Here is a 12958-nt window from a genome sequence, read left to right on the forward strand (position 1 = left end):
TTTTAATGACCTTTTTAGCAGGGACGCCTACTTTTTTTTTCAAATATATGGGATAAGGAAGGTTTATAATGAGCAACATGGAGAAAAAAACAGATGTAATCTTAATTGGTGCCGGCGTCATGAGCGCAACATTGGGAGCCCTACTGAAAGAGTTAGTACCTGAATGGGAGATCAAAGTGTTTGAGAAACTTGCAAGCGCGGGGGAAGAAAGCTCCAATGAATGGAATAACGCGGGGACCGGCCACTCCGCATTGTGCGAGCTTAACTATACATCCGAAAAACCTGACGGATCTATCGACATCAGCAAAGCGATCAATATTAACGAACAGTTTCAGGTTTCACGACAGTTCTGGTCTTATCTGGTAAACAGCAATCTGATTCGCAATCCGCAGGACTTTATCATGCCTATTCCTCATATGAGTTTAGTGCAAGGTGAACAAGACGTGGCTTTTTTGAAAAAACGTTTTGAAGCGCTGTCAAACAACCCGCTTTTTCAAGGGATGGAATATTCCGAGGATCCGGATCAGCTGAAGGAATGGATTCCGCTTATTATGGAAGGGCGTACAACGAATGAGCCGTTTGCGGCAACCAAAATCGACTCCGGGACGGACATAAACTTTGGCGCTTTAACGCGCATGCTGTTTGACTACTTGAAGAGCAAAGGCACCGAGATTAACTACAAGCATAGCGTCAAAGGTATTAAACGTACGCAAGATGGTTCGTGGAAAGTGAAAGTGCATGATATCCAGCAGGGTAAAACCGAATATCATACGGCCAAGTTCGTCTTTATCGGCGGAGGAGGCGGAAGTCTGCATTTGTTGCAAAAAACCGGTATTCCTGAGTCAAAACATATCGGAGGATTCCCGGTAAGCGGACTATTCATGGTGTGTAAGAATCCGGAAGTGGTAGCGCAGCATCATGCCAAAGTATACGGAAAAGCCAAGGTTGGCGCCCCTCCGATGTCGGTTCCCCACCTGGATACAAGATATATTGACAACCAAAAAGCATTGCTCTTTGGTCCGTTTGCCGGCTTCTCGCCCAAGTTCTTAAAAACGGGATCGAATTTTGATTTGATAAGCTCCGTCAAACCGAATAATCTTGTTACCATGCTTGCCGCTGGAGTAAAAGAGATGGCATTGACCAAATACTTGATCCAGCAAGTTATGCTTTCGAATGAAAAACGCATGGAAGAATTACGCGAGTTTATTCCTAACGCCAAAAGCGAGGATTGGGAAATCGTCGTGGCGGGCCAACGCGTACAAGTGATTAAAGATACTCCTAAGGGGAAAGGAACGCTTCAATTTGGGACGGAAGTGGTTAGTGCCGCAGATGGCTCGGTCGCTGCCTTGCTCGGTGCTTCCCCTGGCGCTTCGACAGCCGTTTACGTTATGCTTGAAGTATTAGAGAAATGCTTCCCGCAGCAGATGAAAGAGTGGGAGCCGAAAATAAAAGAAATGATTCCTTCTTACGGCATATCCCTTGCGAACAACCCAGCCCTATTCGAGGAAATTCAAGAATCAACTGCGCAAGCGCTAGGTTTAAGCTTAAAAGAACTCGTGTATAGCTAATACTAGACAGGTAAAAGCGGCAATTAAAAGACACATCGCGCTGTTACTGGATAATGCACTAATAAGGATAATTCCATATACGTATTGGCCAAATGGCCAAAGATCCAAGCGGTTCATTCATTGAACCGCTTTTTTATGTTATTTAACTGCCAGGACATCACAGATAACAATATTTCGGATAATATTGAAAGTTTGCAGGATATTATGAATTGGCTAAGCCTCTTATAATAAAGTAAAGAAATTGATAACACTTACATAACGATCATAGGAGGCTTATCCATGAAAATTACCCGGCATCCGGAAAATCCGATCGTAGTGCCTGGACTCTACGACTGGAGAAAGGTGACGGTATTCAATCCGGCGGTCATTATCGATAACGGAAAATTCTATATGATTGAACGGACGGCAGGCTCCCTGACTCCCTGTAAAAACTACCTGGGTCTCCTGGAGAGCACGGACGGTGTGCATTTCACCCATGTGTTGGACGAGCCCGTCGTAACGCCGGACCAGCTGGGATTCCCCTACGGCAGCATTCAGGACCCGCGGATCGTCAAGATCGACGACACCTTTTATTTGAACTATGCTTTGCGCCCATGCGCCATGAACTATTACCCGACGGGAGCCGGCATCCCTGAACGCTCGATTCCCAAGTATCCGGACGGCTGGGGAGATGAGGAAGGCCACTGGCTGACGCGCTCCGGGATATTGATCTCCAAGGACCTCATTCATTGGGAATACCTATGCGATACGACGCCGCTTGATATCAAATTTCATTGAGAGAACGAATTGTCGAAGCGGCAAGCAAGGAAATTAGGAGAAGTGGATTGCGATTTACGATGGGTGAGCTGGCCAAACAGCTGGGGATGAGCACAAAGACGCTGTACGGATACTTCCCTTCGAAGGATGTACTTATTGCAATGATTCTTCATGAGGCCATTGTCGAACTTCAAGAAAAAGAAAAGGACATCATGGGTAATCCTGACCTGACTACACTCGATAAACTTAAGCAATGTCTCATCCTCATCCCGACTGATTTTCAGTTTATCGGATTGAACCTCATAACCGAGCTCCAGCGTTATTATCCTGATCAATGGAAGACGCTGGATCAATTTCTAAATAAACAATGGGACAGTATCACGGAACTATTTCATGAAGGAATCAATCAAGGATGGTTACGCCCTTTTAATACCAAAATATTTATTGATTTGTATGTAGGAGGTCTTTATCGATTAATTGAGGATTCGACTGAGAATAAGAGCAGCATTACGCTTCATGAGGGTCTGCAGGATATGGGTGAGATCCTTTTATCCGGTATTATCAAGAAGGAAGGCTGATCAATCATTAGTTCATTAAGGAGAAGAGAGGGTATTAATTGAGTAAAACATTAAAAGGTTTGTTTTTATTTACGGATATCGGATTTATCTTTTATTGGGTCGTCACCGCACTAGCGTTAATTCCCAAGGAATATTTATATCAGGATTATACCAATGAGCTGCTAGTGGCCTGGAATTGGTCGTTCTTCCCGCTGGATATACTCATTTCCATCACCGGGATGTACAGTATTTACTTACATAAACACACGAATATAAAATGGAGAAGCTTTGCCTTAATCTCGCTCATCCTGACGTTTTGTTCCGGGCTGCAAGCGATCGTTTTTTGGATCATGAAATCCGATTTCGATATCATGTGGTGGGCGCCTAACCTGTACCTCATGTTATATCCTTTGTTCTTCATCCCAAAACTGCTTGATACCAAGGAGCCGCGGTAATTCGTGGCTTTTTTTTGTTTTACTGAATCGGATGAACATTTGATAAAAGTCACTGCCGACATTTTCTGAGCTCCAACGAAAAAAAGGGCTAAAGGACCATACGGTTCGTCTAACTTTAAGTATTTTATACACGGGAAATTCTTGAGGTACATGGTAAACTCAATAGTGGATCCCCCATTTTCTGTAATAAAGCAGAAACTTGATTGGAATGAAACGATGTTTCTGTATAAAGAGAGGAGGAAGATATCCCATATCATGGCAAAAATGCCCGCATGAACCTTATTATTAGTACGTATTCGGAGGCAGTCCAATTTGATTCCTACTATTAGTGGAGGTGTATTGATGGTTGACGTTCAAGGGTTGAGGCATATGAAAAGGCACTTAAAAATTCTCACGTCCGCAATACTTGCAGCTCTCGTGTTTTGTATGTCCGGATTGCCCGCATTCGCGGCAACTCCTGAGAAAACGCTCAACGCTTCGGCAACGCTTGCCTACAATTTAAAGGGACTTAATCATAACGTGGCAGTTCAAAAGGCTTATATCGCGGATAAATATCTCTATGTCACGCAGCGGTCGAAGGGAAATTGCTATCTTTCAAGACTGCTCATTAACGGGAAAGACGCTGCTTATGTTGATGAAATGACCGTTACGAATACCGGCCACTGTCAAACGCTGGATATGTATACGTACAACGGCATCAATTACTTTTATTTCAGTTCGAAGGCAGATCCTTCAACGGACTATTACTGGTCGCTGCAGGTAGCAAGACTTCAATATTCGGCTGGCAAAACCGTAGATTATACGGATTTGCATCGTTTCACCTACATGAATTACGCCAATAAAACGGGAGCAAGGCTAGGCGAGACCTACCGTGTGGATGGCGGCGGCAACAGTACTCATACGGTGTTCCGCGTACAGACAAAAGAAGGGACTGTAACTTGGTCCATTTATGACACGGTCGCACTCAATAAGCTTCTGGACAGCAATGAACAGGTGCGGATGGACAGTGCAGCTGCAGTTAACGCCGCTGTTGGCAGCTTTACACAGTCGGGCAGTGCGATCGTAAGGCCGAACGGATCCTTCCAGGGGGCCGATATGCTCGGTCAGACGAAAATCTATACATCAGGCGGTGCGGAAGGCGACATCCCGCAGATTGCCATGATGACCAACGCAGGGACATACAAAACCCTCGTGAAAATCACCAATGTGGGGAACCATGAAATCGAGGGAGTGCAGACAAAGAACAGCAATGTTTATTTTACGATCGTTACGGACCCGGTAAACAAAAAAGATACGCAAAAAGTGTATTACGTTCCGGACAGCATATTTAATTAACTTCCACGCAGGTCAGGCGCTGAGAATGGTAGCAACAGTAAAAGTAGCTTAGTTCGGCATTCGACAATGAAAGGGAGATTCCGTCCATGAAAAAGAGCGTCATCTCATTTATCGCTTGCCTGTTGTTTGTTCCCATGTTTACAACGGGGGTGCTGGCGGCTGAAAAAGGACAAGGCAAAGAAGTAAGCATAACGGTGATGTCTTACAACATCCATCACGGGGTTGGATTGGATGAGCAGTTAAGCCTGCAAAGAATTGCCGATGTCATCCGTGATTCCGGCGCAGAGATTGTCGGCCTTCAAGAAGTGGACCGGTATTACGGGGAACGAAGCGACTTTCAAGACCAGGCGAAGGAACTGACGGGTTTGCTCGGATATCACTATGCTTATGGTGCCAATCTTGATTTGGAGCCGGAGGAAGGACAGACGAACAACCGTCAGTACGGAACTGCCATTGTTAGCAAGTATCCGATCCTTCGATCCGAGAATGTTTTGTTAAGCAGCTTCGGGAAGGAGCAGCGCGGTGTACTGCACGCTGTCGTAAATCTGAAGGGAATCCACGTGGATGTGTACAATACGCATCTTGGACTGGATGTCACCAGCAGAACGGCACAGGCGCAGGAAATCATTGACCTAGCTTCTGCCTCTGAGGGACCAGCGCTGCTGATGGGCGATTTCAACGCAGAACCAGACAGTTCAGAGTTTAAATTGCTGCTCGACAGCGGTTTATTCGTGAACAGCTTTCAGGGAATTGAAGATGCCTTTACATTTCCTGTAATCAATCCATCGGCAACGATCGATTACATTCTGACCTCTCCAACTGTTCAGCATTCGAATCAGCGCGTGATCCATACGGAAGCTTCGGATCATTTGCCCATCGCAGCCGATGTGTCATTCCAGCGTTAAGACCATAGGATAGGCATAAGATGAGGTCCAAACATGATTTAAGCAGGACATAACAATGATCAAGAGGCTACCGCCAGGCATTTGCTTGGGGTAGCCTTTTTCGTATGGGGAGATGAATCGATATTCTTCCCTTTACAGTTTTTTTACCGTTCTGTCTATATCCACAAAATAGGTTATGCTACGATACAAGCACAAGGAGGGAGCGTGCATGATCACTTGGAGATTACCGCTGGTTGCATTGATGTGCTTGAGCATAACCGTAGCAGGGTGCATGCAGGGTGGCAAAGGGCAGGGCTCTGATCGTCTATTTTCGCACTCAACGGCATCGGATATGTCTGGTGCCGAAGAAAAGACAAAGCTGAGATTCTGGTCAACGGGGCGCCATGACGCGAATTATATCAAAGAGGTCATTCATCGATATAACCAAGAGAATTCCGATCTTATTGAGGTTGAGATGACGGTTATGGCAGATGATTTTGCCCAATCGCTTGATTTGTCATTTGCCAGTGAGTTATCCCCTGATATCTTCACCCCGATCGATCTTGCTGAAATGACCCAAAAAGGCTATGTAGAGCCTTTGAATGAATATTTAACGCCCGAGATCAGAAACAGGTTCGGGAAGCAAGCCTTCATCGAAGGATATAATGTGTTTGATCCATACATATACAGTCTTCCTAACAGCGGATCAACCTTGCGGCTTATTTATAATGTGGAGCTGTTTGAGCGGGCCGGCATAACCTCACCTCCGAAATCGATTGACGAGTTGGTGGAAGCGGCGAGCCGGATTACCGAAATTGGAAAAGCGGATGGCGTTTACGGTTTTGCGCTACCCTATAAAATTCCTGCCAGCGCTCTCGGCCGCTCAGCCGTTCCGATTGCCGAAATAAGCGGAATCAGCGGCGATGGTTATGACTTTTCAACAGGCAACTATGATTTTACGGGCTTTATACCGATTATTAGCGCATTCCGGACCATGATGGAGAACGGCAGTACGCTGCCGGGATCGGAATCCCTGGACATCGATCCGCTTCGAGCACAGTTTGCCGACGGGAAGATCGGGATGTATTTGTCTTATTCATCGGAACCCAGCATTTATAAGTTTCAGTTTCCGGCTAAGATCAAGTGGGGAGCTGCGCTTCCCCCATCAATTGACGGAACCTATAAAGGAGTGATCAATCAGGGAGTTGGAGCGACAAGGTGGTTATCGATTAGCAGCCAGTCGAAGCACAAGGAGGAAGCTTGGAAATTTCTCCGTTATATGTACAGCGATGAAGTGCTGATCGGGTATCAGGAAGCCGGACTTGGCATTTTATCTGTGGATGCGGTAGCCGCTAAAGCCAGGAAACCCGATATCGACGGTATCACCGGCTTTTTTCCAGGTGATTATGACGGGATATGGCCTGCATCGCCGCAAGGATTCAAACCAAAAGGAAAGGAGTGGGAGGACGAATTCGTCAAGTACATCATGATCGGCGGAGATCTCGATCGGTTGGTTGAGGATCTGAACGCGCGTTACAACGCAGCATTAGATCAGGAACGGGCCGCCGACAGAGTGAATACGCAAGCTATACCGTCATTTGATCCGCTGCATCCTCAGGATGTCTCATGGCAAAGTGATTGATCTACTATTACGGACAACTGCAGCCACAGCCGAAACTTAGAGACGGAGGATGTTGATCTATGCTCTACCGATTATCGTTCAGACGCCGAATTTGGATCGCGTTTATGCTCATTGTCATCTTTGCGGTTACTACCGCAGGCGCGTTAAGCTACATGATCGCGGAGGAAGTTGTGAAGGACAATGCTTATCAGCTAAGTCAGGAAACGATTCATCAAACTTCGAAGGTGTTAGATGAGAAGCTGAATCATATCACACAAGCGGTTTACTCGATGATGGTCAATACCGCATACCGAAGAGCCTTAGGAATGGACAGCAGTTACTCGGAGGCGGAGAATTATTATACACATCTGTCCGGGCTGCAATCGACTTTTGTGCAGACCAAGCTGTATGAACCTGTTATCGATTCTATTCTTATCGCCACGCGTGAGGGTGACTATTACCAGACAAGTCAGCAGCGTAACTTCTCCCATTCGTTCTATGACTCGGAGCTGTATACGCTTATCAAAAGCGAGAAGCGCAAATTATGGGTGGCCGGTCATGAGGACAATTTCTTTTCCAGCAGGGAGAACGTTATTTCCTTTGTGATGGAGGGCATACCCTCCCATTACATCGAGGATATTTTCGTTGTAGCGAATATCAAAATCGACTCGATCCGATCCTTAATTGCCTCGGAGGATAAAAATCGCAAACAGTTCCATCTCTTGGCCTCATCCGATGGGAGTGATGTGCTGTTAAACGATTCTATCATTGCGGATACGCTAAAACATGAGCCTAAATATAGGGAGGCCTTAACAGCTGAGCAGGGAAGCTTTGAGTATTCGGATCAAGGTTATGAGTACCTGGTTAACTTTACCAAGCTAGGTGGAGTGAAGGAGTGGACGTTATTCAGCTTCCTGCCTAAATCGGAGTTGATGAAGCAGATGGACAGCATCAAGCTGACCATTCTCGGAGTTATTACGGGATGCTTGCTCGTGTCATTTGCTTTTGCCAATATGCTAACCCGTTTGCTTATAAGACCGTTAAGCCACTTGCAATCACTAATGAAACGGGTGGAGATGAACGATCTTAACGTACGTTATGAAAGCGAATACAATGATGAGATTACGCAGGTCGGTTATCGCTTTAACCGGATGCTGGAAGAGCTTAATGAAATGTTTGACGTTGTGAAGCAGGCAGAGAAGGATAAACGCCAGTCCGAGATGAAAGCCCTGCAAGCTCAAATTGATCCTCATTTTCTATATAACACACTTAACACGGTTTACTGGAAGTGCCAGTTGAATCAATTGGAGGATGTGCAGGAAATGGTGCTGTCCTTATCACAGCTGTTTCAGCTCGGCCTCAATCGCGGCAATGAGATGACGACGCTTGAACATGAGCTGCTCCACGTGGAGCAGTATTTAAACATTCAACAGAAATGCTATGAAACGCTGTTTACCTACAATATCGAGGTTGATCCCTTAGTGGATATGCAGCACCCGATCTTAAAAATCATGCTGCAGCCGCTGGTTGAAAATTCAATCCTGCACGGCTTTAACGATCGTAATGAGGGCGGGGTCATTCGAATTCAGGTGAAACAGGATAGCACCTATCTGTATTTCAACGTGGAAGATAACGGTATGGGGTTGAACGAAAAGAATCCAGCTGATCCACTTCTTCGACAACCGGCATCCTCTCCTACATCGGGTTATGCGTTAAATAATGTCCGATTGCGATTACAGCTTCAGTATGGAAGCATAGCTGATTTGCACATGGAAAGCGAACCTAATGTATGTACCCGAGTTTCGATTATCATCCCCCGTTACCCACGACTTGAAGGGAGTTGACTAAAAGCAGATGAGCGCAATAACGACAACGATTTGCTTTATAGATGACATTCAGAGTGTCGTCGATGGCGTATCCAAGCAAATCAACTGGGAACGTCATGGGATAACCGTAAGCGGAACGGCAATCAATGGAGAAGACGGACTCATGTTGATCACCTCGTGCAGACCGGATATCATCGTGACCGATATTCGAATGCCGAAGCTCGATGGTCTGGAATTGACCCGACGCGTCAAAGAGCTGCTGCCTCGCAGCAAAGTCATATTGATGACAGGTTTCAGCGATTTTGAATATGCCAGGCAAGCGGTTCAGCTTGGGGCGTTTGACTTCATAACAAAGCCCTTTTCGCTGGCTCATATCGAGGAAATTGTTGTAAAGGCCAAAAAAGAAATTGCAGCGATACGAAATCAAGAGGATCATATCGCTGAATTAGAGCAGCGGGTTCAGGAGAGTATGCCGTTCCTGCGTCAGGAATTGTTCACGTTATTGTTACATCATAAGGTGGACGAACAGGAGGCGGAGCAGCGGTGGGAATATGTAAAGCCGGATTTAGAGTCCAGGGATCTGCTCGTCATGATTCTTGAAATCGATGGATTTGATGACAAGCATCGAGATTCACCGATGAATGAACTGGAGCTTGCTCGGTTTGCATTGAAGAATATTACGGAGGAGACCATCGCTTTGTATATAAGGGGGATGGTATTCCGGGATTCGGCTAACCGCCTGGTCGCGGTGTTGAATACACCGTTATCAGCTTCAGCAGCAGCCATAGCAGAAGCGTGCTGTCAGCATGTTAGATTATATACTTCATTAACGATATCCATCGGAATTGGCAGACCCGTAACGTATATCCATGAGCTGTACTCATCGTATGATCAGGCTTTGCATGCCCTGTCATACCATTTCTATACCGGAGGCAACGCGGTGATTTCATATGAAGATATAGCTAATACAGAAATGTCCTTGCCGCGCAGTATACGGACCGCAGAGCAGGAAATGGTATATGCCTTACAATCCGGAAACGTCGACCAAGCCTTACTGACGCTCGATCATATCCTGAATGAGTTTACGGACAGGTCGCCGCTTCCCAAGCCGGAATACTTCATCAGCCTCTACTACGAGCTGGCGTACATGATGCTCAGGGCGATTCAAGATAAGGTACCGATGAATGAACTGTCCGATTTGAACATGATCGTTCGGGAAGGGCGGGTCAGCTCGGAGAGGTCCTTAACGGACATGAAGAAGATTCTGCATAGCATCGTGACGCTAGGCTGTGAACGCATCGAGAATCAGAATCGCTCCGCCGCCGCAAAAATCATCCAGGAAGCCATTCACTATGTGAAATCCAATCTGGATCAGGACCTCAGCTTAAGTGCTTGCGCGAAGGCAGTTCACTTGAGCCCGAGTTATTTTGCCGGCTTATTCAAGAAAGTGGCGGGAATGGCATTTAGCCAATTTGTTACTCAAGAACGGATGGAGCTGGCCAAGCGGCTGCTCTTGGAGGATCGGCAAATCCAGGAGATTGCGGATTCGCTAGGTTATGTAGAGCGGCGGTATTTTACCGACGTGTTCAAAAAATATACGCAGATGACACCATCGGAATTCAAGCAGGCACACATAAGAAACAATATTTCATTGTAATAGGAGGGATATCGTGATTACCCGCATTGAGAATGCTATTGACTGGCCAGTGTTTATGTCAAGACACGATATGTTGTGGACAACGCGTCCGATCAGCTGGGATGAAGGGGCTTTTCTTGGAAACGGCCTGCTCGGAGCGATGATCTACAGCGAAGAACATCGGGATAAACGGAATGTGCTGCGTTTTGTGCTTGGACGATCCGATATAACTGCATCACGTCCGGGTGAACAGGCTTTCCCGGTCCGCGTGCCAATTGGCGAGCTCGCATTGGAGCTGGAGGGTTGGATTTATCAGCCCTTTGAAATGCGGCTGGAATTATGGAACGCGGAATTGAGGGCGGTTATACCAACAACGAAGGGAGAAGTCAGAATTCGTGCGTTTGTGCATGCATTAGCTCCCGTACTTGTCGTGGAGTTGGATGCAGATGAAGGTGAACGCGATGCGAAGCTGAATTGGTACGCCTATTCGGAGGTTGATCCTATTTTGAAGAATGCGGACGGGATAAATCTCAACCAATACATTCCCGAAACCATCGTTCAGCTTATGGAATTCGGTGAGGTTTCAGTCGGCGTTCAGGAATATGGAAGCGGAGAAGGCTGCACTACAGCTTGGCTAACTCGTCGCTCTGACCAGACTGAACAGGAATCGGGAAGCTGGCATCGGCAAAGCGTTATCTTAACCGTGATGAATGGCACGGAAGATGCCGTTTGTGATCAAGCGGTACGGGAGCTTCGGTCTGTGCCGAGCTCAACCTCAGGATGGGAAGCCTGGATTCATGCCCATCGCAGGTGGTGGCATCATTACTATCCGGAAAGCTTCATTTCGATACCGGATACGCAGTTGGAAAGCTTTTACTGGATACAGATGTATAAGTTGGCTTCTGCGACCCGTGGGGACTCATACCCTATCGATAATCAAGGTCCGTGGCTCACATCTACGCCATGGCCTGGATTATGGTTCAATATGAACGTGCAGATGAGCTACTCTCCGATTTATACGGCGAACCGCCTCCATCTGGGCATGTCGCTGATTCGTTCCCTGCAGGAGCATCAGGACCAACTGATCCGTAATGTTCCCGAAGCTTACCGTGCGGACTCGGCAGGCCTCGGTCGAAGCTCAAGCTATGATCTGGACAGTCCGGTCACGGATGAGGTGGGGAATTTAACTTGGGTCATGCATAACGCTTGGCGTCATTACCGTTATGCCATGGATGATCATCTGCTGCGAAGCTTGGTATATCCTCTCCTCCGGCGCAGTGTAGGTTTATATTTGCACCTTCTTGAGGAAGGGCAGGACGGCCGCCTTCATTTACCTCCTACAATCTCACCCGAATACGGGTCCTTTAAGCAGGTGAAGACCGCAGATTCTCATTATGATTTAGCGCTGCTGCGCTGGGGATGTGAAACCTTAATCCGCATGGCGGATCAGCTTGGTGTTTATGATCCGCTGCACGATGGCTGGCGTGAAGTCCTTGAGCGATTGGTACCATTCCCTGTCGATTCATCCGGTTATATGATCGGCGAGGGTCAGCGTATGGAATTCGGACACCGCCATTTCAGCCATATGCTGGCCGCATTTCCACTGCATATCGTCGGCGATACCGAAGAGGAGAAGGAGTTGATTCTTCGCTCGCTCCGGCATTGGATCGGCCTCGAAGGAGATTTGCGCGGATTCAGCTTTACCGGAGCCGCTTCCATCGCAGCTAAGTTAGGTTTAGGAGATGAAGCTCTCGCATATTTGCGAAGTTTGATGCATCTTATTAAGCCGAACACCATGTATAAAGAAGCGGGACCGGTTATCGAAACGCCGCTGGCCGGAGCGGAATCGATCCATGATATGCTGCTTCAGAGCAGAGGCGGGCGGATCTATATTTTCCCTGCAGTCCCTAAAGAGTGGACGGAGTCGGTATTCCATCAGCTGCGGGCAGAAGGAGGCTTTCTTGTTAGCGCTGTTCGGAAGGAGGGGCGAACGGCTTGGATACATATTTGCAGTCTTGCCGGAGAGCCCTGTCGGATCGTAGCCGATATGGCCAAATCTGCGGACGATGGCCTGTTTATTGACATCGGGGGAATCTCCAGGAAGTGTCCAATCCAGGCAAATGGGACGATCGATCTGGCTCTGAAGCCTGGTGAGGAAGCTTACATTTACAGGGCCCGTTGGAGCGGATCCACTCGATTCCGCATCTCGCCTGTCCCTGCTGAGAAGGGCAAATGCAATCTGTTTGGCAGTCGTAAACCATGGAGATTGTATGGGATTCCCCAATAATTCGTAGTTATTCGTAAAACCTGCAACCGTTCT

The 12958-nt window shown here is 47.1% G+C and carries 9 protein-coding genes and 1 pseudogene; all 10 read left to right on the forward strand.

Annotation, left to right across the window (positions count from 1 at the left end):
• Positions 1–68: 68 nt before the first annotated feature.
• Complete coding sequence (locus ACOZB4_RS00840) at positions 69–1568, forward strand: malate:quinone oxidoreductase (RefSeq protein ID WP_379408974.1); 1500 nt, start codon at positions 69–71, stop codon at positions 1566–1568.
• Between the two features lie 279 nt (positions 1569–1847).
• A pseudogene (locus ACOZB4_RS00845) lies at positions 1848–2333 on the forward strand (glycosidase); the annotation flags it as partial.
• An 8-nt stretch (positions 2334–2341) separates the two neighbouring features.
• Complete coding sequence (locus ACOZB4_RS00850) at positions 2342–2902, forward strand: TetR/AcrR family transcriptional regulator (protein ID WP_379408970.1); 561 nt, start codon at positions 2342–2344, stop codon at positions 2900–2902.
• Positions 2903–2940: 38 nt separating this feature from the next.
• Positions 2941–3336 carry a YvaD family protein gene (locus tag ACOZB4_RS00855; RefSeq protein WP_379408967.1) on the forward strand — a complete coding sequence of 132 codons (396 nt, stop codon included), beginning with the start codon at positions 2941–2943 and terminating at the stop codon, positions 3334–3336.
• A gap of 342 nt (positions 3337–3678) precedes the next feature.
• Positions 3679–4671 carry a hypothetical protein gene (locus ACOZB4_RS00860; RefSeq protein ID WP_379408964.1) on the forward strand — a complete coding sequence of 331 codons (993 nt, stop codon included), beginning with the start codon at positions 3679–3681 and terminating at the stop codon, positions 4669–4671.
• 86 nt (positions 4672–4757) lie between these two features.
• Positions 4758–5576 (forward strand): endonuclease/exonuclease/phosphatase family protein, encoded by an 819-nt coding sequence (locus ACOZB4_RS00865; protein ID WP_379408962.1) that lies wholly within the window; start codon positions 4758–4760, stop codon positions 5574–5576.
• 208 nt (positions 5577–5784) lie between these two features.
• Positions 5785–7197 (forward strand): ABC transporter substrate-binding protein, encoded by a 1413-nt coding sequence (locus ACOZB4_RS00870; RefSeq protein ID WP_379408959.1) that lies wholly within the window; start codon positions 5785–5787, stop codon positions 7195–7197.
• Between the two features lie 59 nt (positions 7198–7256).
• The gene (locus ACOZB4_RS00875; protein ID WP_379408955.1) at positions 7257–9020 is read left to right on the forward strand and encodes a sensor histidine kinase; all 1764 of its coding nucleotides are present in this window, start codon (positions 7257–7259) and stop codon (positions 9018–9020) included.
• A gap of 10 nt (positions 9021–9030) precedes the next feature.
• Positions 9031–10659 (forward strand): response regulator, encoded by a 1629-nt coding sequence (locus ACOZB4_RS00880; protein WP_379408951.1) that lies wholly within the window; start codon positions 9031–9033, stop codon positions 10657–10659.
• Positions 10660–10672: 13 nt separating this feature from the next.
• Positions 10673–12925, forward strand: a complete 2253-nt coding sequence (locus ACOZB4_RS00885) for a glycosyl hydrolase family 95 catalytic domain-containing protein (protein ID WP_379408948.1) — start codon at positions 10673–10675, stop codon at positions 12923–12925.
• Positions 12926–12958 lie beyond the last annotated feature (33 nt).

The sequence above is a fragment of the Paenibacillus sp. NPDC058898 genome (assembly GCF_049316025.1).
Lineage (GTDB): Bacteria > Bacillota > Bacilli > Paenibacillales > Paenibacillaceae > Paenibacillus_AQ.

Excerpts from the sequence above, each read along its gene's own strand:
- ACOZB4_RS00860 (WP_379408964.1), top strand. The coding sequence starts at position 3,679 with ATGGTTGACGTTCAAGGGTTGAGGCATATGAAAAGGCACTTAAAAATT.
- ACOZB4_RS00840 (WP_379408974.1), top strand. The coding sequence starts at position 69 with ATGAGCAACATGGAGAAAAAAACAGATGTAATCTTAATTGGTGCCGGC.
- ACOZB4_RS00865 (WP_379408962.1), top strand. The coding sequence starts at position 4,758 with ATGAAAAAGAGCGTCATCTCATTTATCGCTTGCCTGTTGTTTGTTCCC.
- ACOZB4_RS00880 (WP_379408951.1), top strand. The coding sequence starts at position 9,031 with ATGAGCGCAATAACGACAACGATTTGCTTTATAGATGACATTCAGAGT.
- ACOZB4_RS00870 (WP_379408959.1), top strand. The coding sequence starts at position 5,785 with ATGATCACTTGGAGATTACCGCTGGTTGCATTGATGTGCTTGAGCATA.
- ACOZB4_RS00875 (WP_379408955.1), top strand. The coding sequence starts at position 7,257 with ATGCTCTACCGATTATCGTTCAGACGCCGAATTTGGATCGCGTTTATG.